Origin of the sequence: Porphyrobacter sp. HT-58-2, from assembly GCF_002952215.1 — a bacterium.
Lineage (GTDB): Bacteria > Pseudomonadota > Alphaproteobacteria > Sphingomonadales > Sphingomonadaceae > Erythrobacter.
This window is the reverse complement of sequence record NZ_CP022600.1, coordinates 2,725,520-2,749,801: the sequence shown is the minus strand read 5'-3', so window position 1 is coordinate 2,749,801 and position 24,282 is coordinate 2,725,520. Positions and strand designations below refer to the sequence as shown.

18 protein-coding genes are annotated in these 24,282 nt (G+C 65.0%); 10 read left to right on the top strand and 8 right to left on the bottom strand.

The window, feature by feature from the left end; genetic code table 11:
• The first annotated feature begins 11 nt into the window (after positions 1–11).
• The 4 genes from CHX26_RS12975 (at position 12) to CHX26_RS12960 (ending at position 5,731) form a co-directional block, all read left to right on the top strand.
• The gene (locus CHX26_RS12975) at positions 12–986 is read left to right on the top strand and encodes a glycoside hydrolase family 16 protein (RefSeq protein WP_104942728.1); all 975 of its coding nucleotides are present in this window, start codon (positions 12–14) and stop codon (positions 984–986) included.
• Positions 987–1,008: 22 nt separating this feature from the next.
• Positions 1,009–2,064 (top strand): LacI family DNA-binding transcriptional regulator, encoded by a 1,056-nt coding sequence (locus CHX26_RS12970; protein WP_104942727.1) that lies wholly within the window; start codon positions 1,009–1,011, stop codon positions 2,062–2,064.
• Entirely contained in the window at positions 2,061–3,260 is a 1,200-nt protein-coding gene (locus tag CHX26_RS12965; RefSeq protein WP_104942726.1) for an MFS transporter, read from the top strand. Before CHX26_RS12970 ends, CHX26_RS12965 begins: the two co-directional genes overlap by 4 nt.
• 89 nt (positions 3,261–3,349) lie before the next feature.
• Positions 3,350–5,731, top strand: a complete 2,382-nt coding sequence (locus tag CHX26_RS12960; RefSeq protein WP_104942725.1) for a glycoside hydrolase family 3 protein — start codon at positions 3,350–3,352, stop codon at positions 5,729–5,731.
• Here the strand turns inward: CHX26_RS12960 and CHX26_RS12955 are convergent.
• From CHX26_RS12955 to CHX26_RS12945, 3 genes are all read right to left on the bottom strand, one after another.
• Positions 5,728–6,894, bottom strand: coding sequence for a DUF1501 domain-containing protein (locus tag CHX26_RS12955; RefSeq protein WP_104942724.1), 1,167 nt, complete (start codon positions 6,892–6,894; stop codon positions 5,728–5,730). The two genes, CHX26_RS12960 and CHX26_RS12955, sit on opposite strands and share 4 nt — an antisense overlap.
• Positions 6,895–6,898: 4 nt before the next feature.
• A complete protein-coding gene (locus CHX26_RS12950) occupies positions 6,899–8,371 on the bottom strand; it encodes a DUF1800 domain-containing protein (protein ID WP_104942723.1) in 1,473 nt (490 codons plus the stop codon).
• Positions 8,372–8,523: 152 nt separating this feature from the next.
• The gene (locus CHX26_RS12945) at positions 8,524–10,491 is read right to left on the bottom strand and encodes an alkyl/aryl-sulfatase (RefSeq protein ID WP_172449836.1); all 1,968 of its coding nucleotides are present in this window, start codon (positions 10,489–10,491) and stop codon (positions 8,524–8,526) included.
• A 211-nt stretch (positions 10,492–10,702) separates the two neighbouring features.
• Between CHX26_RS12945 and CHX26_RS12940 the strand changes: the two genes are divergently transcribed.
• Positions 10,703–11,878, top strand: coding sequence for a hypothetical protein (locus CHX26_RS12940; protein ID WP_146107738.1), 1,176 nt, complete (start codon positions 10,703–10,705; stop codon positions 11,876–11,878).
• Between the two features lies 1 nt (position 11,879).
• Positions 11,880–12,245 carry an ArsR/SmtB family transcription factor gene (locus tag CHX26_RS12935; RefSeq protein ID WP_172449834.1) on the top strand — a complete coding sequence of 122 codons (366 nt, stop codon included), beginning with the start codon at positions 11,880–11,882 and terminating at the stop codon, positions 12,243–12,245.
• 25 nt (positions 12,246–12,270) lie between these two features.
• On the opposite strand, the gene CHX26_RS12930 is transcribed toward CHX26_RS12935, so the two are convergent.
• The 3 genes from CHX26_RS12930 to CHX26_RS12920 are packed head-to-tail and all read right to left on the bottom strand — an operon-like array spanning position 12,271 to position 14,921.
• Positions 12,271–13,839, bottom strand: coding sequence for a SulP family inorganic anion transporter (locus tag CHX26_RS12930; RefSeq protein ID WP_104942720.1), 1,569 nt, complete (start codon positions 13,837–13,839; stop codon positions 12,271–12,273).
• Positions 13,840–13,869: 30 nt separating this feature from the next.
• Positions 13,870–14,535, bottom strand: coding sequence for a carbonic anhydrase (locus CHX26_RS12925; RefSeq protein ID WP_104942719.1), 666 nt, complete (start codon positions 14,533–14,535; stop codon positions 13,870–13,872).
• 14 nt (positions 14,536–14,549) lie between these two features.
• Positions 14,550–14,921, bottom strand: coding sequence for an ArsR/SmtB family transcription factor (locus CHX26_RS12920; RefSeq protein ID WP_104942718.1), 372 nt, complete (start codon positions 14,919–14,921; stop codon positions 14,550–14,552).
• A gap of 230 nt (positions 14,922–15,151) precedes the next feature.
• Between CHX26_RS12920 and CHX26_RS12915 the strand changes: the two genes are divergently transcribed.
• Positions 15,152–16,318, top strand: a complete 1,167-nt coding sequence (locus tag CHX26_RS12915) for an acyl-CoA dehydrogenase family protein (protein ID WP_104942717.1) — start codon at positions 15,152–15,154, stop codon at positions 16,316–16,318.
• A 69-nt stretch (positions 16,319–16,387) separates the two neighbouring features.
• Here the strand turns inward: CHX26_RS12915 and CHX26_RS12910 are convergent, their stop codons facing one another.
• Entirely contained in the window at positions 16,388–19,702 is a 3,315-nt protein-coding gene (locus tag CHX26_RS12910) for a TonB-dependent receptor domain-containing protein (RefSeq protein ID WP_104942716.1), read from the bottom strand.
• Between the two features lie 389 nt (positions 19,703–20,091).
• Here CHX26_RS12910 and CHX26_RS12905 point away from each other — a divergent pair, with 389 nt between their 5' ends.
• Positions 20,092–21,750 (top strand): acyl-CoA dehydrogenase family protein, encoded by a 1,659-nt coding sequence (locus tag CHX26_RS12905; protein WP_104942715.1) that lies wholly within the window; start codon positions 20,092–20,094, stop codon positions 21,748–21,750.
• Positions 21,751–21,807: 57 nt separating this feature from the next.
• On the opposite strand, the gene CHX26_RS12900 is transcribed toward CHX26_RS12905, so the two are convergent.
• Positions 21,808–22,269 (bottom strand): response regulator, encoded by a 462-nt coding sequence (locus CHX26_RS12900; RefSeq protein ID WP_104942714.1) that lies wholly within the window; start codon positions 22,267–22,269, stop codon positions 21,808–21,810.
• 150 nt (positions 22,270–22,419) lie between these two features.
• Here CHX26_RS12900 and CHX26_RS12895 point away from each other — a divergent pair, with 150 nt between their 5' ends.
• Together CHX26_RS12895 and trxB are read left to right on the top strand one after the other, a co-directional pair.
• Entirely contained in the window at positions 22,420–23,235 is an 816-nt protein-coding gene (locus tag CHX26_RS12895; protein WP_104942713.1) for a tyrosine-protein phosphatase, read from the top strand.
• Between the two features lie 55 nt (positions 23,236–23,290).
• The gene (gene trxB / locus CHX26_RS12890) at positions 23,291–24,262 is read left to right on the top strand and encodes a thioredoxin-disulfide reductase (RefSeq protein ID WP_104942712.1); all 972 of its coding nucleotides are present in this window, start codon (positions 23,291–23,293) and stop codon (positions 24,260–24,262) included.
• Positions 24,263–24,282: the final 20 nt, after the last annotated feature.

Sequence of the window (24,282 nt, the reverse complement as noted above, 5' to 3'; positions counted from 1 at the left end):
GGGGAAGCGTCATGACAATCACAGGGCCGCTCAAGGCGGTAACGCTGGCAGCGGCCCTGTTGCTTGTCGGGGCGACATCGCCACCGGAACAGGTGATCGCCCCGCGCGAAGGCGCAGGGTGGGAGCTGGTCTGGGCTGACGAATTTGACGGCCCCACGCTTGATCGCAGCAAATGGACGCCTGAAGTCTCGTGCTGGGGCGGGGGGAATTACGAACGGCAATGCTACACCGACCGGCCCGATAACATCGCGGTGGAAGGTGGGATGCTGCTGCTGAAAGCGCGCAAGGAACGTTTTACGGGGCCTGCGCGCCCGCCTGAAATCGCCGAAAACCCAAATCCCAGCCAGACCCAGTCGCACACATCGGGCAAGGTGCGCACGATCGGCAAGCACGCCTGGCGCTATGGCCGGATCGAGGTGCGTGCCAAGGTGCCTGCAGGGCAGGGGACCTGGCCGGCTGTGTGGATGATGCCCGATCAGCCCGTCTATGGCGGCTGGCCGCGTTCGGGCGAGATCGATATTCTCGAAGCGGTCAATATCGGGGCCAAGTGCCGCAAGTGCAAAGGTGGGCGGGGTGAGAACCGCACTATAAGCGCGCTCCATTTCGGGGATTTCCCGCCGCAGAACCGTTTTGTCGATGGCCGCGCGGCGCTGCCTGATCTCGCCCTGCCGTCTGACGATTTCCATGTCTACGCTGTGGAATGGGGCGAGGGGTTGATCCGTTTCATGGTCGATGATCGGGTGCATCTCACCGTCACCGCTGATCAGTGGAAGACCGCATCGCCGCGCGCCAGGGGGAGGCCTGCTGCGCCTTTCGATCAGCCGTTCTACATCATGGCAAACCTTGCCGTGGGTGGGCGCTTGTCGGAAGAAAACAACGCAAAAGGGGTTGCGGCCAGCAGCTTTCCCGCGCAATTCGCAATCGATTGGATCAGGGTCTATCAGTGCGGCAGTGATCCCGATAAGGGGCGCGCCTGCATGAAGTAGGCCGGCAGGGACGCAGGAAACAATGGCGCGGGCGCGCAAGACTGTCACCATCAGGGACGTGGCCGAGGATGCCGGGGTCTCGCTCCAGACCGTAAGCCGGGTGGTCAACGGCGGCCCCAACGTGCGGCCACAACTGCGCGACAAGGTGCGCGCCTCGATCGAACGTCTGGGCTACGTCCCCTCGCTCGCGGCCCAGCGCATGAGCGGATCTCGCTCCTACATCATCCTTGCCATCAACGACCGCGAAAGGACGCTGGCCGACTGGCGTGAGCGGCGCGGCACGGACTGGGTCGATCAGATGCTGCTGGGCGGGATCCTGACCTGTTCGAAGCATGGCTACCGGATGATGGTGGAACTGGTGGATACCCACACCGATCATGTCGAACGGGAACTGGGGGCGGCCATATCGGCGTTGCAGCCGGACGGGGTGATCCTCACCCCGCCGCACTCAGAAAACCGGTTGATTACCGATCTTCTGGCGGCCCGTGGCATCCCTTTTGCGCGGATCGGATCGAACGCGCCCGGGCCGGGCATCGCGATGACGATGGGCGATGAAGGCGCAGCCCATCTTGCAACCTCACGTCTGATCGAACTGGGCCATCGCCATATCGGGATGATCGCCGGACCTGCGCAATACAGCCTTTCGGGCTGGCGCATCGAAGGCTGGAAGCGGGCGCTGGCTGAGGCCGGTCTGTCGGATCAAGGCTTGCTGGAGACCGGGGATTTCGGCTATGAGAGCGGCACGCGTGCGGCGCGCGCGCTGCTGGATCGCAATCCCGATCTGACTGCGATCATCGCTTCCTCCGACCAGATGGCGCTGGCCGCACTGGAAGTCGCGCGGGATCGCGGCCGGCAGGTGCCGCGCGACCTGTCGCTGATCTCCTTCGACAACACCCCGATCGTGCGCTTTTCCCAGCCGCCGCTGACCGCTATCGACCAGCCGATTGCCGAAACCGTCTCGCGCGCGGTCGAACAGTTGATCGCGCGCGAACCGGACGGCGTGGATGATGCCGTGATCGAGGTGGCCGCCGGGCTGGTTGAGCGTTCCTCGATTGCCCCCGCACCGGTCACGGTTTGAGCCGGCCGGCCCCCGAAAACCCGCCCGAACGCCAGCCGCGCTGGTTCCTCATCCTGTTCGCGCTTGCCGCCGCCGGGGGCGCGGTTGGCTATGTCCCGCTGCTGACGGTACTGCTGCCGCAACGCATCGCCGATTTGCAGGGCGGGGAAGATGTCGCGGCGCTGGCGCAGGTGACCTTTCTGGGCGCGGTGATGGCGAGCCTTGCCAATATCGTTGTCGGCTGGCTGAGCGACCGCAGCCGCGTGCGCCGTCCGTGGATCGCTGCCGGGCTGATTGCGTCCAATGTGCTGCTGATCGCCGTAGGCGAGGCGCGCTCGGTCAGTGAACTGATTGTGCTGGTGATGGTCTGGCAGGTGGCACTCAACCTGATGCTTTCGCCGCTGATGGCATGGGCGGGAGACTGCTTTCCCGATTGTCAGAAGGGTGTGCTGGGCGGAGCACTGGCGCTTGCGCCCGCTTTGGGCGCGCTGGCGGGTTCGCTGGTGACCTATGCAGGACTGGTCGATCCCGGTGCGCGGCTGGGGCTGGTGGCTGTAATCGTGAGCGTGCTGGTAATGCCCGCGCTGGTCCTCGGCGGCGGGCGGGTGCGCCCGGCGCTCATGGCTCCCGCCTTTGCATCGCTTGATCCGCTGCACATCAGGGACAGGGTGGTGTTGCGGATGTGGATTGCCCGGCTGTTGGTGCAGGTGGCAGAGGGCGGGATGTTCGCTTTCCTGCTGTTCTGGCTACGCTCGCTTGCGCCGGGCTATCCCGAAAACGGTGCGGCCAATATCTTCAGCGCGGTGCTGGTTTGCGCGGTGCCGGCTTCGCTGATCGCGGGACGCTGGTCGGATCGGCACAGTCGTCCGGTCGCGCCCCTCATTTCCGCTGCGGTGATGTGCGCGACGGGGATGCTGATAATGGCGGCGGCCCAGACGCTGGACTTCGCGATTGCGGGATATGTTATGTTTGCGATTGCCGCAGCGATCTTTCTCGCGCTCCATTCCAGTCAGACCCTGCGCGTGCTCCCCGCGCCGCAGCATCGCGGGCGCGATCTTGGGTTGTTCAATCTGACCAACACTGTGCCGGGCATGGTCATGCCCTGGCTGACAGTGCTGCTGGTGCCGAGCTTCGGCTTTGGCGCGCTTTTCGTCCTGTTCGCCTGCCTTTCGCTGGCAAGCGCGGCGCTGCTCGCAGGCTTTGCCCGGCGGGTATGAATGCATGCTAGTGGCTTGCAAAACAGCAAGCCTGTCGGCATAGCTTGATAACGTTCTCAAAGCTCGCGGTCTTGGGAGGGACTGTTCTGATGGTACGACAATGGCTCGGGCGGCTCGCCTGTGGTGCGGGGCTGGGGGCGCTTGTCGCCGGGTGCAGTCCCGTGTCTGAGGTGCGTTCGGCCAGCGCCCCGGTGGCGGCGGCAGACGTCCAGGCCGATACGCCGGAAGCGCTGCTTGCGCGCATGAGCCTTGAGCGCAAGGTTGCGCAGATCATCATGCCCGACATCGGCTCGATCACGGCCAAGGACGTGCGCAAATATCGCTTCGGTACGATCCTCAACGGCGGCAATTCCGGGCCTTATGGCGATGACAAGGCACCTGCGGCCGATTGGCTGAAGCTGGCTGACGAATTCTGGGAAGCCTCCACCGCGCCGCTCGCCAAGGGTGAGCCGGCGATCCCGGCGGTGTGGGCCACGGATGCCGTGCATGGCCATGCCAATGTCATCGGCGCGACTGTCTTCCCGCACAATATCGGCCTGGGCGCGACTGGCGATGCTGACCTGATCCGCCGCATTGGCGCCGCCACCGCTGTCGAGATCGAGGTTACCGGCATCGACTGGACCTTCGCCCCCACCATCGCGGTTGCGCGCGATGATCGCTGGGGCCGCACCTATGAAAGCTATTCCGAAGATCCGGCGCTGGTCAGCCGGCTGGGTGCGGCGATGGTCGAAGGCCTTCAGGGCCGACCGGGCGAACCCGGCTTCCTCGGCACGGGCAAGGTCGCGGCGACGGCCAAGCACTTCTTCGGCGACGGCGGCACGGCGCAGGGCGTCGACCAAGGCGATGTGAACGGCGACTTGGCCGAGCTCATGAGTATCCACGCTGCGCCCTATCCGGCGGCAATCGGCGCGGGCGTAGCGAGCGTGATGGCCAGCTTCAATTCGATCAACGGCACCAAGATGCACGGCAATGCCCCGCTGCTGACGGGTGAGCTGCGTGGAAAGCTGGGTTTCGAAGGCCTTGTTGTCGGCGACTGGAACGGCCACGGGCAGGTCGATGGCTGCACCAATGGTGATTGCCCGCAGGCGCTGATGGCGGGGCTTGATGTCTACATGGTGCCGGAAGACTGGAAGGCGCTGCACCGCACGCTGACGAAACAGGTCAAGAATGGCACGATCCCGATGGCGCGGCTCGACGAGGCGGTGCTGCGGGTGCTGCGGCTGAAACAGCAGCTCGGCATTTTCGATGGCGAGGTCAAGCCTTCGTCCCGCGCGCTGGGCGGCAAGTGGGAACTGCTCGGTTCGCCCGAACATCGCGCTATCGCACGTGAGGCGGTGGCCAAGTCGCAGGTGCTGCTGAAGAACAGCGGCGTGCTGCCGATCAAGCCGGGCGCGCGGATCGAAGTGGCTGGCATTGCAGCGGACAATATCCCGCAGCAGGCCGGGGGCTGGTCGGTGACATGGCAGGGCGGCGGCGAGCTGACCGCCGATGACTTCCCCGGTGCGACGTCGATCTGGGCCGGGATTGCCGATGCGGCCAAGGCGGCGGGCGGCGAAGCGGTGCTTGCGCCTGAAGGCAGCGCATCCGGTCAGCCCGATGTCGCCATCGTCGTATTCGGTGAGGAACCCTATGCCGAATTCGTCGGTGACCGGAAGGATCTGGCATTCCGCGACGAGGAAGGTCTCACCCTTCTGAAAGCCTACCGGGCGCGCGGCATTCCGACCGTGGCGGTGTTCCTTTCGGGTCGCCCCTTGTGGGTGAACCGCGAAATCAATGCCGCCGATGCCTTTGTCGCTTCATGGCTTCCGGGCAGCGAGGGCGCTGGCGTGGCCGATGTGCTGTTCGGCGCACGTCCGGCGAGCGGGCGTTTGTCCTTCAGCTGGCCTGCGACCTGCGAGGGCAATCCGGTCAATAGCCCCAAGGGCGCGCTGTTCCCGCTCGGCTACGGGCTTGATCTCGGCACGAGCGGGGAGATTGCCCCGCTTGACGAGACCTGCGATGCGCTCTCCGCCGATACCGGGGCGACGTGGTTTGCCAATGGCAGGCTGGGGCGGGAGGTGCAGGCGGTGGCGGACAACGCCCTCCTTCCCGATCTGCGCGGTACCGGCAATGGCATCACCGCCACCGGGCTTGATCGCAGGGCGCAGGAAGATGCACGCCGCATCGTCTTTGCGCGCGGTGCGAAACTGGCGCTCAGCGGGCCGGAGAGCCCGGCGGCATGGCGCATCACCTACCAGGTAGCGCAGCGCCCCAAGGGGCCGGTGACTGTCACCGCAGGCGGTGCGGCGCTGGACATCACGCAGCGGCTTGCGGTCGCGGAAGGCAAGGGTTGGCGCGAAATGGTGCTGAGCGCCCAATGCCTTGGCGAGACCGGCGCCAAATTGACCTTCGCTTCGCAAGGAGCCTTCGTGCTCCAGATCAGCGAGATCGCCCGCGACGAGGTTGCCGCAAACGCGGAGTGTTCATTCTAGCTCCGAACGATCCCCGCAAGCGGCGCGCCGGTGCGTCCGGGGAACAGGCGGGACATGGCGCGGGCAGGGTCGATCCGCAAATGCTCGGCCACGGCACCTGCCAGCACGTTTTCGAGCGCGATGGTGGGCGCAAGGTCGCGGCCTTCGTAAAGCTGACGTTCGGCAAGGCCGGGCCAGTCGGCGATCACCCGCCCGCCGCGCACCGCGCCGCCCATGATCAGCGCGGCCGCAGCCGTGCCGTGATCCGTGCCGCCGGTGCCGTTGAGCCGCGCGGTGCGCCCGAATTCGGTCGCCACCAGAACCATCGTATCGGCCCAGCCGTCTCCAAGCCCTGTGCGATAGGCCGCGATCAGCGCATCCAGCCCGCGCGCCTGCCGCATGAAGGCACCGCGCTGATTGGCGTGCGTATCCCATCCGCCCAGTTCGATCATGCCGATCCGCGCGCCTTGTGATCCGCGCATCAGCGACGCTGCCAGCGTCCCTGTTGCCCGTGCATCATTGAGGTTTCTGAGACCATCATCGCCTGCCATCGCCCTGGTTTCCAGCGCGCGTGACCACAGCCCGCCAAGCTCGGCATCGGCGGCATACAGCTGGCTGACCCTGGCGATCAGATCCTCGCTCGCATCGGGCAGGGCCGAGGGCGCATAGCTCGATACCGGCGCATTGCCGCGCAGGGCCAGTGGCACGGTCGGGGCAATGGCGAGCGTGCGCAGCGGATCGGGCGCTCCTTCGTTCATCATTCCCACGAGGCGGTTAAGCCAGCCGTCCTTGCTGGCATAGGGGGCAGTGCCGCCCGTCTCCAGCAGGTTCTGCCCGTCGAAATGCGACCGCTCGCGATAGGCGGTGGCCGCGGCGTGGACGAACAGAGCCTCGCCCGCCTGCGCGGATTTCGCGATTTCGGCGAGCGCGGGGTGAACCGCAAAGAAGCTGCCGAGCCTCGGCGCACTTTCGTAATCGCCAAGCATTGCGCCGCGCAGCCGTTCAAAGCCGGGATCACCCACGGGCGCGAGCATCGACAGCCCGTCCGCCGCGCCGCGCAGCAGCACGAACAGCAGGTTGCGCGTCCCGGCCCCTTGCGCAAAGGCGAGCCGGGGAAGGGCGAGGCTGCCTGCGCCAAGCAGTGATCCGGCGATCAGTGTGCGGCGGTTGAGATTGATCGTCATGGGGTTATCTCCGCAGCATTTCAGGCGAGACCAGCAGCAGGGCGAGCGCCTGACTGCCGCTTTCGGCGCGGGTCAGTTGGTCGCGGGTGGCGGTGCTCAGCGCGCCGGGAAAAGCGGCTTCGGCGCGGGTGATGACGCTTTCCTGCGGGACGCTCCGGGCGATGCGCTCGGCAAATTCGACCCGGCGCACCAGTGCATCGGGGCCGGCCCAGCTGGCGGCAATATCGTCATATCCGGCAGGCGAGGGCGCGCGCCATGGCACTTGCCCCAATTGGGTAAGCGCGCCCATGACCCGCTGCGGCGGCATTGCCTCGGCCCCGCCAGTCAGGCGTAGTACGCCGACCAGCCATTCGAACGGCGCGCGGAATTTGCGCGGGTTGCTCTCCCATGCTTCGGGGGAGGCGATCAGGGTGCGGGTGAGACTCGCCAGATCGCCGCCGGTCTTTCGGAAGTCCGCTTCCAGCCGATCCACAAGCGCGGGCGGGGGTGTGTCCGCGGCAAAGTGCCGGGCGAATTTGGTGGCAATGTGCCGCGCGGTAGCCGGATGCGCGGCGAGATCATCGAGGATCGCCAGCGCCTGTCGCGCTCCGCCTTCGGGGTAGCGCCGACCGAGCACTTGTCGTGCGCCTGGTTCATGCGCCATCGCCACAAAGGCGGCGCCGCCCGGTTGGTCTTCGGCAAGGCGGCCTACCCGGCCAAGCCCTGGCACCGTCCAGCCCGTAAGCGCGCGGGCAAGTTCGGTGACGTCGGCCTGGTCATAGCCGCCATCGACGCCGAGCGTGTGGAGCTCCAGCACTTCACGCGCCAGATTTTCGTTGAGGCCGCGCGGGCGCTGCGCGGCGTCTCTGCCGCCCCGCCGACCGCGGCGCTGGGTGATGGGGGCATTGGGGCCGATCGACTGGAACTGGTCGAGATAGATGAGCATCGCCGGATGCAACACCGCCGCCTTCAGCAGATCGGCAAAGCGCCCCAGCACCCGCGGACGGATCGCGGCGAATTCATGCGGGCCGACTTCGAACTGAGTGCCGAGCTTTCCTGCCGAAACGCTGAAGTGGTTGGCCCAGAAATGCACAAGCCGCTCGGCCATCGGCGTCGGGCTTGCCACCGCAAGCTGAACCCGCGCAGCGATGTCGCCTGCCAGCGCTTGCCGCGCCATCATCAGCTGTTCGCGAAGCTCTGGCGGCAATCCCGCCAGCGCGGCGGCCCGACGGTCTTCGCCAGACATCGCCATGCCGCCCGGTTCCGCCATGCTCTCCGCCATCCCCGCCATCTCCCGCTGTTCGCGGCGCAGACCCCGGATCAACTGCACCAGCTCGCCTGTCTTGCCGCGCGTGGTGATGCGGCCTGCGATCTGCGGCGGCGCAGGATCAAAGGCATCAAGCTGCGCGAGCAGATAGCGGCGCGGATCGGCAGGCGGCGTCTCACCTGCGCGTGCGCCATAGCCGAAGCGGTTGAAGGCGATGCTGGCCGGGCTCATCGGCGGGCCTTCAAGGGAGCAGACGGGAGCTGGGACATGGCGGGGCAAACCTCATCACGGCGTGTCAGATCGGCATGGGGCATTGCGCCCCTTGCCGCTTGGTCAACGCCTCAACGCTGCATTCCCTTCGCGCCAAGGCGCAAAAAGATGCCTCAGGGCGTGACGATATCGAAGCCCTGCGGCATCGGATCGAGCGCGTCGATCAGCGCCTGCAAGCCTGCCGCATCGCCGTTGACCTCAAGCCCCGCCCCTTGCACTGCGCTGACCGGCTGCTTGAGGAACAGCAAGGCCAGCAGCGCAAGGCGCGGGCCGCGGATGGTGACATCGGGCGCATCGGGCAAAGCGCCCATCCGTCCGATCATGACCTGCCCGTTCACCTCGATCATCGCCTGTTCGTTGCGATCGGTCAGCTCGATGCCGACCGTCAGTCGGCGCGCGCCATGGCGCTCGGGGGCGAAGCGGGTTGCGGCACTATCGAGCAGTTCCTGGGTTGCGAGGGCGGCGATCAGGTCGCTGCTCTGCGCCGCACTGCTTGCAGCGCGTCCGCGAACAAGATCGGCTGCGGCAGCAAGGAACTGGTTGCGCCAGATCGCGCTTTCGGCGCGGTAGCCTTGCTGTTCATAGCTGGCGGCCAGCTTCGCCCGCGCGGCGGCATTGTCCGGTTCGGCAAAGACAAGGTTCTGAAGCAGGTCTGAGGCCCAGCGATAATCCCCGCTTGCCATCGCGTTGTCTGCGAGGGCCAGGGTGCGCTCTGCTCCGCCCAGAGCATCGATCAGCCGCCTCGCCCGCGCGACCGGGGTGTGCTGATGGAGATTGGCGGGAACCGCATCATACCAGCCGAGATAGAACTGGTAGACCGCCTTCGAATTGTGGCTCACCGTTCCGTAATAGCCATGGGTCGACCATTCCGCCGCGAGCGCGGGCGGGGTCGCATTCTCCAGTGCTTCAGCGATTTCGTGCATGGTCTCGCCGCGATTCATGCGGCGCACGGTCTGATCATGCAACCAGCGGTAATTGTCGCGTTGCGCACTGAGCCAGGCAATGCCTTCTTCACGCCCGAAGATCGGCCAGCAATGGCTGGAGATCACCGTGTCGCTTTGCGGCGCATAGCGGGTTGCGGCCTCGTCGAGAAAATGCGCCCAGGCCCGCGCATCGCGCACCTTGGCCCCGCGCGGGGTGAGGATGTTGTGGAGCGTGCAGGTGGCGATCTCTGCGGCGAGGAAGGTCTTTTCCGGCGCGATGAAGACGTTGAATTCGGCTGGTGCCTCGCTGCCGGAAACGATCTGGAATTGCAGGTCGACACCATCCACTCGCAAGGTTTCACCGGTGGTCGCGACGGTCCGGGTCGGGGCAATCAGCGACAGGGTGCCGCCCGAAACCGCCGCGCCGATGCCGCTGCCCATCTGTCCGGTGGCTCCGGGTTCCATCCCCGTGCCAAACTGGAAGGCGGCCCGTCGCATCATCGCGCCGCCAGCCATGATGTTTTCCGATGTGGCTTCTTCCATGAAGCCTTCAGGCGCGATCACCTGCGTGCGGCCGGCCGCGACATCGCTCGGATCGACCACGCCGCGCACCCCGCCGAAATGATCGGCATGGCTGTGCGAATAGATCACCGCGCTGACCGGACGCTGGCCGAGTGTGGCGTTGACCAGCTCCATTGCCGCCTTTGCGGTCTCGACGCTGGTGAGCGGGTCGATCACGATCCAGCCGGTCTGGCCGCGCACGATGGTCATGTTCGACAGGTCGAACCCGCGCACCTGCCAGATATTGTCGCTCACCTTGAACAGCCCGTGGTGTTTCAGATGAGTCATGTGCCGCCACAGGCTGGGGTGGACAGTTTCGGGGGCAGGGCCGGAGACGAAGGCGTAAGCATCGAGGTTCCAGACCGGCTTGCCGGCGGCATCGCGGATCACCGGATCGGCCCGCGTGGCCATAAAACCGCGCGTGGCAAAGGCGCCGTCGCGCGTCCCTTCGGGCGGAAGCTGCGCGGCGGCGGCGGCTTGCGCAGCGCGGGTGGTGTCGCTGGCCGGAGCAGGGCTTGGCGGCACATTGCCTTGCGCCATTACAGCCTCTGCCGTCATCAGCAGCGCCAGCGCGCTGCCTGTCATCGATCTTTTCATTTTTGTTATTCCCTCTCGTCCCGCCCCTGTTGATGCCCCCAGCTTGCGCGCCTTGCAAGCGCGCACTCGCCGCCGTTCTCGCAGGAGTGGCTGCTTATCTTCAATCATTCAGATTTTAGAACGTTTGCGAAGAAAGATTGAATTTTTCAGACTTTCGGCAGCCGGTTAGGGAGCAGTCACTCTCTCCTCGCAGCCGCAAAGGAACCGATGGATGAACCATGGCACCCCCCTTTCCGAAGGGCTGTCACAAGCCGCCTCGCAGCCGATGCAGGCGTTTGCGCGTCCTGGCCTCGCGCTGGTTTCGGCCAGTTTTCAGCTTGCCATGCCCGATCAGCCAGCGCCCGATCCATGGCGCGATGGGATCGACAATCTGCTCGGCTGGCTGGGGATTACGGCCGAATTCGTCCCTGCTGCCGTGCCGCGTCGCTTGCCCCGCGTGGCCGACTGGGCGCTGCCCGCTGCCAACACCGCGCGCCGGGTGCCGGTGTTTGCGCCCTGGACCGGCTGGTCGCCGACTGCGTTTCAGCATGGCGGGCTTGCAGGCTTGCCTGTCGCGCAGTTCGCTGCGAGCTATCTTGCCGATCAGGGCCGTGGGCTTGGTGCAGCGCAGGCCACTGGTATCGATCTGGTGCTGATGAGCCCGCACCCGGCTTTGTGCGCCATCGAGGAAGCGGGCGGGGCGCCGATGCCACGCGCCGATGTGATGAAGGCGATGATCCGCGCCGCCCGCGAAGAAGGGCGCGAAAAGCTTGCAATCATCCTCCACGCCCGTCAGCGCAATGCGATCGCGCGCCAGTTGATGGCGGCTGACCGTGGCTTGACCCGCGAGGGACTGGCGATTGAACTGCTGACCATCGAAGAGGCGCTGCGCCCGCTGAAGGCTGGCGCGGCCGGGTGGGACGCGATCATCGCCATGCCTGATCTGCGCAGCATCGTCTTCACCCTGCTGGCCGAAGCGAGTGGCGTGCGCGGCCCTTGGCCGATGCTGTGGCAGGGCGGTGATGCGCTGCTGGTTGCTTGTGAAGCAGCGGGCGAGGGCGCGGTTCGCCCGGCGCTTGATGCGCCTGCACTGATCCAATCGCTTGCTTTGGTGCTGCACCACTCAGGCGCGATCCGCGCTGCCATGCGGTTGCACGAAGCCTGGGCGCGGTTGCGCGACAGCGGCCTTACTACGCCGGGCCGGGGCAGTGATGCACCCTATGTCAACGAGATCCGCGATGTCGACTTTATCGCCATGCTGTGCCACGGCCAGTGCGCCAGCAAGCGACCGGTCAAGCCGTGGCGTGCGCTGGGAAATGCAGAAACTCCAAACGCGGGGAGCCATATCGGGGTCTTGCGCGTTGTAGCTTCGAATTCCGATAGTTCTGCTCACTGGAAGGGGCGCTGACATGCCGAGCCGCAAGATTGTTGCAAACGAACTGGCCCATGTGCTGCGTCAGATTTCCCATCCCGATCGCATCCGCCTGCTGCTGAAGCTACAATCGGGCGACCAGACGGTGAACGAGTTGGGAGAAATCCTCGAAATCTCCCCCACGCGCGTCTCGCAGCACCTCGGGGTGCTGCGCGCCATTGCGCTGGTGGAGACAGAGACCCACGGGCAAAAGCGCGTCTATCGCCTCGCTCAGCCGGAACTGGCGCTGTGGCTGATCGAAGGGATCGACTTCATCGCGCACCGCCTCGGCCGGGCCAGCGCCAACGATATCGAACAGGCCAAGAAGCTGTGGCATGCCGAGGCCGCTGAAACCGTGATCTGAGCCCTTGGGGGGCGCAGCTTTGGCGTCAGGCCGCGGTGCGGCTCATCAGCCCGCGGATTTCAGTCTTGGTCGGATCTTCCGAGCGGCGCCCGTAGCGCTCCACCAGCTCGTTCCATTCCACGATCAGTGTGCCGCCGGTGGACTGGTGCAGCTTCTCCCATGAAGACAGCATCTCCAGGCAGGCGTGGTCGATATATTCGAGCTTTTCGACGTGGATATGGACTTCTGATCCGAACGGTGAGCTTTCCAGCGCCTTGCCCAGCTGCGGGATCGAGAAGAACGTGGCCGAGCCGGTCATCCACAGATCGATCCGATTGGTTTCGGCGTCATGCTCGCGCCGGATATCAAGGTGCGAGAAGGTGTAGACCAGCTTCAGTGTCGCGAGAACGAAGCCGAGGATCACCCCGGTCAGCAGGTCGATTGCCACCACGCCCACAAGGGTCGCGAAGTAGATCACCAGCTCCTGCTTGCCGAATTCGGCGATTTTCCGGATCTGCGCAACATTGACCAGCTTGTAGCCGGTATAGACCAGAATGGCGGCCAACACCGAGGTCGGGATTTCGTTGAGGATGAAGGGAAAGGCGGCGACTGCCAGCAGCAGCCATGCGCCATGCAGGATCGCAGAGATGCGGGTGGTTGCCCCGGCATCGACATTCGCGGACGAACGCACGATCACGCCGGTCATCGGCAGCGCACCAAGCCCGCCGCAGATCATGTTGCCGATCCCTTGGGCGCGCAGTTCCTTGTCGTAATCCGTGCGCGCACCGATGTGCATCTTGTCCACCGCCGTGGCGCACAGCAGCGTTTCAGCACTGGCGACAAAGGCGAAGACCAGGCCAAGGGTCAGGATGTCGGGGTCGACAAAACCGGCCAGCGCATCACTGGTTGGGATGTTGAGTCCGCTCGTCAGGGTGGCGGGGAGTTCCACCAGGGTGATCGGCAGGGCAAAGGCGATCGCGAAGATCGTTCCGGTAATGACACCCAGCAGCGGGCCGGGAATCAACGACAGCCGCTTGGGCTTGAACTGGTTCCAAAGCACAATGGTGATGATCGTGACGATCCCCGCCATCGCCGCGAGGTGATGCACCGACCCATCGGCCGGGAACACCTTCATGAAAGCTTCGGGGATCGCGGCAATGTTTAAAAGACCGCTGGCGCGCGGCGCATCGTCCAGCATCACGTGGAGCTGCGAGGCGAAGATCAGCACGCCGATCCCCGCCAGCATCCCGTGGATCACCGAGGGCGAGATCGCCCGGAACCACTGGCCCAGCCGCAGGACGCCCGCGAGCAGTTGCAGCCCGCCAGCGATCAGGCCGACCACCCCCAGCATGATCAGGCCGTGATCCTGCACCAGCTGATAGACCAGCACCGCCATGCCTGCCGCAGGGCCGCTCACCTGCAAGGGTGATCCCGCCAGAACGCCGACCACCAGTCCGCCCACGATCCCGGTGATCAGGCCAAGCGCGGGCGGTGCGCCCGATGCAATCGCGATCCCCATACACAGCGGCAAGGCCACGAGAAAGACGACGATCGAAGCCAGAAAGTCCCGCCCGATCACGGCGGAGGTCAATTGGTGGGCAGCAGGCGCTTTCATGGCAGGGGTTCCAATCGCGTGAGGTTGAGATCAGCAGGCGTGCTGGTGCAGCGCGGCCGAGGCGAGTTCGGAAGCGTAGCGTTCCTCGACCGGAACCCAGGTGCCGGTCGCATCGTCGAAGGCCGAAACCTCGCCGGTCTTGATGTCGTAAACCCAGCCATGGAGCTTCACCGCCCCCTGCGCGAGGGCGACTGCGACCGTGGGGTGGGTCTTCAGGTGCTGCAATTGCAGGATGACGTTCTGTTCCAGCAGCATGCGCATCTTGGCATCGGGATCGAGATCCGTGCCCAGCGCCTCGACAATGTCGACCGCGCCCTGCGAATAGCCCAGCCACTCGCGCACGTGCGGCAGGCTGGTGAGGCCAGCGCGGTTCATCGCCCCCTTCATCGCCCCGCATTCGGTGTGGCCGCAGATCACGATATGGGGGATGCCCAGCGCGCCGATGGCGAATTCGATCGAGGCGGTCATGCCGCCAGTCTGGTTGGTGTGCGGAGGCACGATGTTGCCGGCGTTGCGGCAGATGAACAGCTCGCCCGGATCGGTCTGGGTGAGCATCGCTGTCTCGATCCGGCTGTCCGAGCAGGTGATGAACAGCGCCTCGGGGCTCTGGCCGGTGGCCAGCTTTTCGAACAGGTCGGCCTTGTCGGGGAAGACCTCGCGTTGGAACTTGACCACGCCTTGAGCGAAATGGGGCATCGCAGATTGTCCTTTCAGTCAGATTCGGATGAAGCAGGGGCGGGCGTGCTCCACAGGGCGCGCGCGGCATCAATGTGATCGGCATCTTCCAGCCGGGTGCGGATATCGACGAACTGGAGCGCCTCGACGATCCAGGCGGCAAGCTGCGGGTGCGACAGGCGGTAGAAATGATTGCGCCCGTCGCGGCGCTCTTCGACCAGACGCTGAGCCCGCAGTTGGGCAAGGTGCTGGGAGACCCGGGTGGTCGGCAGATCGAGCGTCTCGGCAAGCCCTGTTACATCCATTTCACCCGTTCTGAGCTCTTCGATGAGGCGCAGGCGATCAGCGTGGGCGAGCAGCTTGAGCAGCTCGGCCAGCTCCTTTGATACGATTAGCCGACTTGGCATGTCCCTCTCCCAAACCTGCACAGTTTTGCAGGTTTGCAAATGTGAAGGTATGTATTTTTGCAAATGGTGTCAAGCGAGTCGGTGTGTCCCGGCTGTCCAGCAGGCCTGACGCCTCGGCGATGCGGGCGGTTGCCTTGATCAGCCCTCTCAATCTGGGCGGATGACAGGTCGTGCAAACTGTGGTGTCAGGAGCGCTGCAAGCACCCGGATCAGATGCAGGGACCCCAGTGATGAATTTCGAACTCAACCACGAACACGCCATGCTCAAGGAACTGGTCGGCAAGTTCGTGCGCGATCAGTTGATGCCGCTCGAAGCCAGCGTCATCGCCCGCGAGAATCTCGGGCAAGGCACCTATCTCACCCCCGAGGAGACCGCCAAGGTCGATGCCGTCAGCCGGGAACTGGGGCTTTGGGGGCTTGATGCGCCAGAGGAAGTGGGCGGCATGAACCTGCCAATGGTGGCGATGGTGGGCGTGTCCGAGGAACTGGGCCGCACCGTTGTCCCCTATTATCTGCCGCCTGATTCGCCCAACCTCAGGATGCTGATGGTCGCCGCCGACGAGCGGCAGCGCGTGGCCTATCTTGAGCCCTACGTGCGCGGCGAGACGATCAGCGCCATCGGCATTTCCGAACCCGGTGCCGGAGCCGATCCGGCGGGGATGAAGACCACTGCCGTGCAGGACGGCGATGACTGGGTGATCAACGGTCGCAAAATCTGGATCACCAAGGGGGCCGAGGCTGATTTCACCATCCTGATGGCGGTCACGGACAGGAACCCCGACGGGCGCAATGGTATCTCCGCCTTTCTGGTCGATCGCGACACGCCCGGCTTCAACGTGATGCGCCGGATCCCGATGATCGATGGCACTTCGACCTATGAAATCGCGCTTGATGATTGCCGGGTGCCGGGGTGGAAGCTGCTGGGCAAGCGCGGGCAGGGCTTTGCGCCGATGCAGGTACGGCTGGGAACACGGCGGATCGAGATGGCGTCATGGTCAATCGGCATGGCGCAGCGCGCGCTTGAGATGATGATCGACTACGCCCCCCAGCGCAGCACTTTCGGCAAGCCGCTCGCCGCGCGGCAGACCGTGCAGAACTGGATCGCCGATGCCGCGACCCGGATCCATGCGATGCGGCTGATGACCTATGACTGCGCCTGGAAGATCGACGAGGGGCGGGATGTCCGCTCGGAAATCTCGATGATCAAGAGCTTCTGCACCGAAAACGCCTATGCGATCGTCGATCATGCGATGCAGCTGTTCGGCGGGATGGGCATGACGCGCGAGCTGCCGCTGTATCTCATGTCGAACAAGCTGCGCACCATGCGCATTTATGACGGGCCGAGCGAGATCCACAACTGGGTGGTCGCCCGCAGCCTGCTGGGCATGCGCGAATAGAAACGGCAACGGGCGGGACAGCCTGAACTGTCCCGCCCGCCGTAATGCACCGCCGAAAGCGGCGCGCGATCAGAACCGCGCGTTCACCCCGACAAAGACCGTGCGCCCGATGCCCGAAACCGGGTAGGCCGAGCTGGAGAGGTAAGGCTCCTCGTCGGTCAGGTTGTTGATGCCGCCGTAGAAGCTGATCTGATCAGTGGCATCGAGGTTGAAGGCGACGTTGTGGAGCCAGTACTCCGGCGCCAGACCGGCCGGACCGAATTCAGTCTCCAGTCGCTCGATCTGGATGACCGATGCGACTGCAGTCGAATCGATGTACTGCACCCCGTAGTTGAGCGTGAAGTCGCCCCGGTTCCAGGTGACCGAGCCAAAGCCCGACCATTCCGGTGCGCCCAGTTCGCCAAGGCCCGGGTTGATGAAGGAGGTATCAACCGGATCGAAGAAGCGGTTGAGCCGCTCGGTCCAGTTGCCGCCGATGTTGATGTTGAAGTTGTTCTTGCCAACATCGAACCCGTAATTGGCCTGGAAATCGACCCCGCGGGTTTCGAGCTTGGCGAAGTTGATCTGCGTCTGCTGCAGGAAGTTCAGCCCGAGGAACGTCGGCGAGCCGGGCGTCCGGTTACGGGTGAACAGACCGCAGAAGTCGTTCGGGAAGGTCGGCAGGTCATAGCAGCTGTCGACGATATCCTGCGATGTGACGGCCTGGATCGCGTCCTCGATCTTGATCGAGTAGTAATCCGCCGACAGCGTCAGGCCGGGGATAAAGCGCGGCTGGATCACAGCACCGGCCGTGATCGTCGTCGCGGTTTCTTCCCGCAGGTTGGGGTTCCCGCCCGAGGTACCGGAGAAACGCGCAGTCAGCGGGTCTTCATAGCCAGCCGGGATCCCGTCAGCACGGCAGTTGTTCAGACGGTTCTGAGCCGCCGGATCGCCATCGGCAATCAGACGGTCGATGTTCGACTGGCTGCACGGATCGTTGGGACGGAAGGTCGCGCCCTGCTGCGGATCGAACAGTTCGGCGATGTTGGGCGCACGGATCGCCTGAGCATAGGCACCGCGGAACCGCACGTCGGGGATCGGAGCCCACACGCCGTTGACGTTCCAGGTAAAGGTGCCGCCCACGGTCGAGTAATCGGCATAGCGACCGGCCGCACCGATGGTCAGTTCGTGGAAGAACGGCGTATCATCGAGCACCGGCAGCAGGATTTCGCCGAAGACTTCCTTCACGTTGAACTGGCCGCCCGCGTTGAACTGACGCGCAGCCGCATCGAACAGCAGGGTCTGGTTGGGCGAGATGTCCCCGATGAAGGTTCCCGCCGGGCCGGCGGGCGAGCCTTCGGGCAACAGGCCCAGCAGCAGGTCGTTGAAGCGCGACCGCGACTTTTCCTCACGGTATTCGGCGCCCAGCGAGAACTTCACCGCGCCGCCCGGAAGGTTGAAGAACGCGCCCGTATCGCCGCTCAGGATGCCGGTGATGACGGTCTGTTCGAGACGGAACCGGTTGGTGGTCGGGGTGGTGATGAAATCGACGCCGGCCTGGCTCACCGAGTTGATCCCGCGGAACAGGCTCACCGGCACACACTGGCCGTCACCCGGACGGAAAGTGAAGAAGCCGGGCGCGATTACCGGGAAGAATTCCGAACCCGGATGCGGCGGGGCATTGGGGTTGAGCGTCGAGCGGCAGACCGGTTGTCCGGTGGCAGGATCGGTCACGACGTCGATCGCAGCAAACAGGCGGTCATACTGCACCGAGTTGCTGAAGGTGTTGACGTTGTCGGTCCGGCCATAATTGCCGACCAGTTCGTACCGCAGGTTCGGCGTGATTTCCCCGTCGAGCCCGGCAACCAGGCGATAGGTCTCGCGCTTGGCGGTCGAAATGCCCGGCCCGAGATCGAGGAAGTCGCGGCTGATGCGCAGACCGCCAGCCTCATTCGCGTCGGCGCGCAGCACGTCGGGAATGAAGGGGTTGTCAGGCGCGATGAACAGGCTGTCGTAGAAGGTGTTGTAGTTGCTGCGGCTGGTGGTTTCGGTGCGAACGTACTTCGCATCGATCCAGGCCCGCGCCGCCGGCGAGAATTCGAAGCTGGAGCGCAGGTTGGCATAGATGCGCTCGGAGCCCGGAATCAGCGAGGCTTCGTTGGTGCGCTCCACCGCGCCGTCGCCGCCGAACTGGTTCGCACCCGTGGCGATGATGCCGTCCTGGAACGGGCGCACAGTGCCATCGTCATTGGTGACGAGGCAGCCGCCGCCGCCAAAACCGGTGCGGCCGATGAAGCTCTCGTTACAATCCGGGATGCCGTTGTTGTTGGTATCCGCGCTGAAGAAATCGAAATCGTTGCGGAAGATCAGGCCGCGGTTCGACGAAATCGCGAAGCGCGGGTCCGATCCGATCACGAAGGCGGGCGAACCGGCTGCCCGGTCGATCAGCGCCTGTTCGGCAGGGGTGATGCCGCCGGGGAACAGGGTGTTGGCCTGCGCCTGCGTCGGGATCAGCGGGCCGACCGGGAAACGGGTCGAGCCCGGCCCGGGACCGCCGAGCCGGAAACGGCTGGCAAAGTTCGGCATGGTTGTCGGGTTGATGTCCCCGGCCTGGAAGCGGCGCAGCGGGTTGGCATAGGTGGTCGAGTTGTTGCCACGGCCATTGTCCCGCGTGAATTCGCGGTCGCCGAACAGGATCTCGTCATCGTTGGTGTAGCCAGCTGCCAGCGTCACGTTGCCGCGACCATCGGCGAAGTTCTGGCCGACCACGCCTTCAAGCCGGTAGCTGCGGCCATCGCCCTTGGTCGAAAGGCCCATCTGCCCATTGAGCTGGACGCCTTCGAAATCGCGCTTGAGCACGTAGTTGACGACGCCGGTCACCGCGTCCGCACCATAGACCGCCGAGGCGCCCCCGGTGAGCACTTCAACCCGCTCGATCAGGGCGTTGGGGATGGTCGCCACGTCGACCGTCTGCGTACCGGCCACGCCCGAAACGTGCCGCCAGCCATCGACCAGCACCAGCGTGCGGTTCGAGCCGAGCTGGCGCAGGTTGAGGGTCGCCTGACCCACGCCGCCGCCGCCACGCTCGATCGAGTCGGCCACGGTGCCGGAGGAAATCAGCGCCGGGATCTGGCGCAGCGCAGCCGTGGCATCGGTGCCGCCGAAATTGCGCAGGTCATCGGCATCGACCGTGCTGATCGGCACGGGAGCCACCGCGTTGGGATCGCGCGAAATGCGCGAACCGGTGACGATGATCTGCTGCTGCGCCGTTTCATCGGCCGCTTCTTCATCGGTCACGCTGTCCTGGGCGCTGGCTGCTGCGGTCGGCACTAAACCGGCGACCAGCAGAGCGGCGGCCAGCGCGGGGCGCGAGGCCGAGTGGAGTGTAACCTTCAAAATGCGCATAAATTGTCCTCGCATAGGTAAATCTGGCCTGCCAGCAGAGCCGAGCCCTGCCGAAGCCTGTTCGTTTCGCGATGTCCGCGCATCCGGGCCCCTGTATGCCCGGAAGGCTTCGCTTTCGCGGTTCTTCCTGCGCAAGACCACGCGGCAAGGCTTTCCCTTGTCCGCATCGCCCCCATCCAAGTTGGCGCACATTGGCGATCCAATGGCGCATTTGACGTATCGCGCTTTTGACACGCCGGGTTAAGGGGCAAATGGCTCCAAGCCCTTGTCAACGCCATTTTTGTGCGCCCACTGTCACCCTGAAGCAACATTGCTTGGGCTGTGATCGTTTGCCTTTCACCAAACTTGCGGCTTCGCATTGGCCCTGCGCCTCTGCTAGCGAAGGGGGCATGAGTGAATGGATCGGTCTGGCGCGCGCGAGTCTGGGCGCGGCGCGGGAATATGCAGAACAGGTGCGCGCCGTTGCGGGGCAGGTGGTGGCGCCTGACGGGGTGCCGCAGCCGGCGCTGATTGCGCGTGAACAGCACAGGCTGCACGGCATGGCGTGGATCGCGGCCACGATCACTGCGCTGGAAGCCACGCTCGACTGGGCGGTGCGCGCCGAGCATGACGGGGCGTTCGGTGAGATCGAGGCGCTGACGCTGAGGATCGGGTTCGGCGAATACCTCGCGCAGATCACCAGCGGCGTGCCAATGAGCGCCCACGAGGTGGTGCGCCCGTCGGCCTTCGGGCTCGAAAGCGCCGCGCGCAACCTTGCCGCGCACCCGGCGACCGCGCGCCTGCTCGCTGAAGGCAGTACCCCTGAAACCCGTGCCCGCTGTGCGGCACTGCTGGCGGACGGCGTGCGCCCCTGCGAGGCTCTGGGGGACCAGACGCTCGATCTGGTGCGCGAAAGCTTCCGCGCCTTTACCGCCGAGAAGATTACACCCTTTGCCCATCAATGGCACCTTGCCGATGCGCTGATCCCCGATGCGGTGATCGCCGAAATGGCCGCGCTCGGCGTGTTCGGCGTCTGCATCCCGGAAAGCCATGGCGGGCTGGGGCTGGGCAAGCTGGCAATGGCGGTGGTGTCCGAGGAGCTGTCGCGCGGGTGGATCTGTGCCGGCAGCCTTGGCACGCGGTCGGAGATCGCGGGCGAACTGATCGGGGAGAACGGTACGGACGAGCAGAAGGCGCGCTGGCTCCCGCGCATTGCTGATGGCTCGTGCCTGCCGACCGCGGTGTTCACCGAACCTGATACCGGCAGCGATCTTGCTGCTGTCCGCACGCGCGGGGAACGCCAGAGCGACGGCAGCTGGCGGGTGACGGGGGCCAAGACCTGGATCACCCACGCCGCCCGCGCTGATCTGATGACCATGCTGGTGCGCACCGATCCGGGCGAGGCTGGCTATGCCGGCCTGTCGATGCTGCTGGCAGAGAAGACCCGCGGCACCGACGCCGTGCCGTTCCCCGACGCGGGGATCGAGGGCAGCGAGATCGAAGTGCTCGGCTACCGGGGCATGAAAGAATACGCGCTCGGGTTTGATGGCTTTGCCGTGGCTGCGGACGGCCTGCTCGGCGGGCGCGAGGGGCAGGGCTTCAAGCAACTGATGCGGACTTTCGAGGGCGCCCGCATTCAGACCGCCGCGCGGGCCGTGGGCGTGGCGTGGAACGCCTTTGACCTTGCCCTGGACTATGCGCTGAGCCGCAAGCAGTTCGGCGAGAGCTTGGTCGCCTTTCCAAGGGTGGCTGACAAACTGTCGCTGATGGCGGCAGAGACGGTGATGGCGCGTGAACTTACCTATTTCGCGGCGCGGGCCAAGGATCGCCGCAGCCGCTGCGACATCGAGGCCGGGATGGCCAAGCTCCTCGCCGCGCGCGCCGCATGGAGCGCGGCGGATAATGCGGTGCAGATCCACGGCGGCAATGGCTACGCGCTGGAATATCCGATCAGCCGGGTGTTGTGCGATGCGCGGATCCTCAACATCTTCGAAGGCGCAGCGGAGATCCAGGCACAAGTGATCGGGCGCGGGCTGCTGGACGCGCAGCGCCGGGCAGCTGCGGCGTAGCGTGTTCGAGCCGGGTGGAGCACCCGGCCGCTCGGAAGGCGAGGCAACCGAAGCTGCCTAGATCATCCGGCGCAGAGGCGGTGTTGCGAGGGGAGCGGCAAGGCTCTGCTCGCGCACTGCGCTCACCAGATCGACATGGCGCGGGCGGCCGGCGCGCAGCTTGATCATGCGGCTGATCCGCGCGACCAGATTGACCGGGTCGAAGGGTTTGGAGACGAAATCCTGAGCGCCGGCATAGATCGCCTGAAGCTCGTCCTGTTCGCCCTGCATGGTGGTGAACATCATCACCGGCAGATCGTAGAATTGTGCAGAGCGGCGCAGGCGGCGCAGCAGGCTCATGCCGGATTCGCCCGGCATCGACTGGTCGAGCAACAGGATGTCGGGACGCTTGCGGCCGATGCAGCGCCAGGCCTCCTCGGCGCTTGTCACCCAGCCGCAAGCGTGGCCAGCATCAATCAGCACCTCGCTGGCGAGGGCAGCGATCAGTTCGTCATCATCGGCGATCAGGATTCGGGCCATGGGGGCGGGGCCTCGTACTTGGCTGTTGGATCGTGCCGGTCTAGCCGCCCGCCGGTTTTGTCGGGCCTGCCCGAACCCTCCGCATCATCCCCTAGACCCCAGTCAGCCCCGGCTTGCCCCGGCCCTGCGCACCTGCAAGGGTTGTTCGCGATGACCAGCGATTCTCTCGATACAGATACCAACACGGCCCGGATCGGCCCGTTCTTTGTCACCCAAGGCATTCATAATCTTCGCGATTATGGTGGATATGCGGTGCCGGGGGGCGGGCGCGTGCGGACCGGCGTGCTGCTGCGCTCGGGTCAGCACATGGAAGCCAGCGACGCCGACCTCGATCTGCTCCATGCGCTCGATATCCGTACCGTGATCGACTTGCGCGGGGTGAGCGAGCGGGCGGGATTTCCGTGCAGACGCCATCCGAAGTTTGCCGCACAAGTCCTTGCCTATGATGGGGAAACGTCGAACTCACCGCCGCATGAAGGCGGGGGCGGGCGCGTGGTGATGACCCCGCAGAAGGCACGTGAACGGATGCTGGCGGTCTATACGCGGATGCCGGTCAACCCCGCGATGATCGATATGTTCAGTCGCTATTTCAAGGCCTTGGACGAAAATGACGGCGGCAGCCTGGTGCATTGCTTCGCTGGGAAAGACCGCACCGGGATCGCGGCGAGCCTGCTGCTCCATGTGCTCGGGGTGCATCATGATGATATTGTTGAAGAATTCCTGCTGACTAATGCCGCACCCACCCGCGCCATCCTCGAACGCCAGTCGCTTCCCCGGATGGAGGCGCATTATGGCACCATAGAGCCAGAGGCGCTCCATAATCTCATGGGCGTTCTGCCAGAATATATAGACACTTACATCGCAAAGGTGACAGAAGATCACGGCTCGCTCGACACCTATCTCGCCACGCAATTAGGTGTGGACGAGGCCCGCAAGCAGCGCCTCAGAGCCAGGCTGGTGGCGTGACAATCGCGCGCAGCGCCTCCATATCGCTCCCCTGAGATTCACCGGAAGACAACCCATGGCGACCCACACCACCAAGATGCTCATCATCGGCTCCGGCCCGGCGGGCTATTCCGCCGCCATTTACGCGGCCCGGGCGATGCTGGAACCCATTGTTGTGCAAGGGCTTCAGCCCGGCGGCCAGCTCACCATCACCACCGATGTCGAGAACTACCCCGGCTTTCGCGATGTGGTGCAAGGGCCATGGCTGATGGAGGAGATGAAGGCGCAGGCCGAGCATGTCGGCACGCGAATGATCTGGGATACCATTGTCTCGGTCGATTTCGACAACGGTTCTCCGTTCCGCGCCATCGGGGACAGCGGGGATGAATATATCGCTGATTGCGTGGTGATCTGCACCGGGGCGCAGGCCAAATGGCTCGGCGTTCCGGGCGAACAGGCGCTGGGCGGCAAGGGCGTCAGCGCCTGCGCGACCTGCGACGGGTTCTTCTATCGCGGCAAGAAGGTTGCGGTGATCGGCGGTGGCAACACCGCCGTGGAAGAGGCGCTCTATCTCACCAACCACTCGGACAACGTCACCCTGATCCACCGCCGCGATAGCTTGCGCGCCGAGAAGATTTTGCAGGAGCGATTGTTCGCCAATCCCAAGATCACGGTGCTGTGGAACAAGGCCGTGGACAGCTTCGAGGCGGGCGAAAACGGCATGCTCCACCACCTTGCGCTGACCGATACGGTGACGGGCGAGGCATCAACGCTTGAGGTCGACGGGGCCTTTGTCGCCATCGGTCACGCACCCGCGACCGAGTTGTTCAAGGGCAAGCTTCCGATGGACGAGAGCGGCTATCTGCTGACCGAACCCGGCACGCCCAAGACCGCGATCCCCGGCGTGTTTGCCGCAGGCGACGTAACCGATCACGTCTACCGGCAGGCAGTGACGGCGGCGGGGATGGGCTGCATGGCCGCGCTCGATGCCGAACGCTATCTTGCAGCCCGCGCCCATGCAGCCAAGGAAACCGAAGCGGCGGAATAGCCCGCCGCCCCGTCTGTGTC

Excerpts from the sequence above, each read along its gene's own strand:
- CHX26_RS12920 (WP_104942718.1), bottom strand. The coding sequence starts at position 14,921 with ATGCCAAGTCGGCTAATCGTATCAAAGGAGCTGGCCGAGCTGCTCAAG.
- CHX26_RS12945 (WP_172449836.1), bottom strand. The coding sequence starts at position 10,491 with ATGAAAAGATCGATGACAGGCAGCGCGCTGGCGCTGCTGATGACGGCA.
- CHX26_RS12975 (WP_104942728.1), top strand. The coding sequence starts at position 12 with ATGACAATCACAGGGCCGCTCAAGGCGGTAACGCTGGCAGCGGCCCTG.
- CHX26_RS12895 (WP_104942713.1), top strand. The coding sequence starts at position 22,420 with ATGACCAGCGATTCTCTCGATACAGATACCAACACGGCCCGGATCGGC.
- CHX26_RS12950 (WP_104942723.1), bottom strand. The coding sequence starts at position 8,371 with ATGAGCCCGGCCAGCATCGCCTTCAACCGCTTCGGCTATGGCGCACGC.
- CHX26_RS12910 (WP_104942716.1), bottom strand. The coding sequence starts at position 19,702 with ATGCGCATTTTGAAGGTTACACTCCACTCGGCCTCGCGCCCCGCGCTG.
- CHX26_RS12900 (WP_104942714.1), bottom strand. The coding sequence starts at position 22,269 with ATGGCCCGAATCCTGATCGCCGATGATGACGAACTGATCGCTGCCCTC.
- CHX26_RS12935 (WP_172449834.1), top strand. The coding sequence starts at position 11,880 with ATGCCGAGCCGCAAGATTGTTGCAAACGAACTGGCCCATGTGCTGCGT.
- CHX26_RS12970 (WP_104942727.1), top strand. The coding sequence starts at position 1,009 with ATGGCGCGGGCGCGCAAGACTGTCACCATCAGGGACGTGGCCGAGGAT.
- CHX26_RS12905 (WP_104942715.1), top strand. The coding sequence starts at position 20,092 with ATGAGTGAATGGATCGGTCTGGCGCGCGCGAGTCTGGGCGCGGCGCGG.
- CHX26_RS12955 (WP_104942724.1), bottom strand. The coding sequence starts at position 6,894 with ATGACGATCAATCTCAACCGCCGCACACTGATCGCCGGATCACTGCTT.
- CHX26_RS12930 (WP_104942720.1), bottom strand. The coding sequence starts at position 13,839 with ATGAAAGCGCCTGCTGCCCACCAATTGACCTCCGCCGTGATCGGGCGG.
- trxB (WP_104942712.1), top strand. The coding sequence starts at position 23,291 with ATGGCGACCCACACCACCAAGATGCTCATCATCGGCTCCGGCCCGGCG.
- CHX26_RS12915 (WP_104942717.1), top strand. The coding sequence starts at position 15,152 with ATGAATTTCGAACTCAACCACGAACACGCCATGCTCAAGGAACTGGTC.
- CHX26_RS12960 (WP_104942725.1), top strand. The coding sequence starts at position 3,350 with ATGGTACGACAATGGCTCGGGCGGCTCGCCTGTGGTGCGGGGCTGGGG.
- CHX26_RS12940 (WP_146107738.1), top strand. The coding sequence starts at position 10,703 with ATGAACCATGGCACCCCCCTTTCCGAAGGGCTGTCACAAGCCGCCTCG.
- CHX26_RS12925 (WP_104942719.1), bottom strand. The coding sequence starts at position 14,535 with ATGCCCCATTTCGCTCAAGGCGTGGTCAAGTTCCAACGCGAGGTCTTC.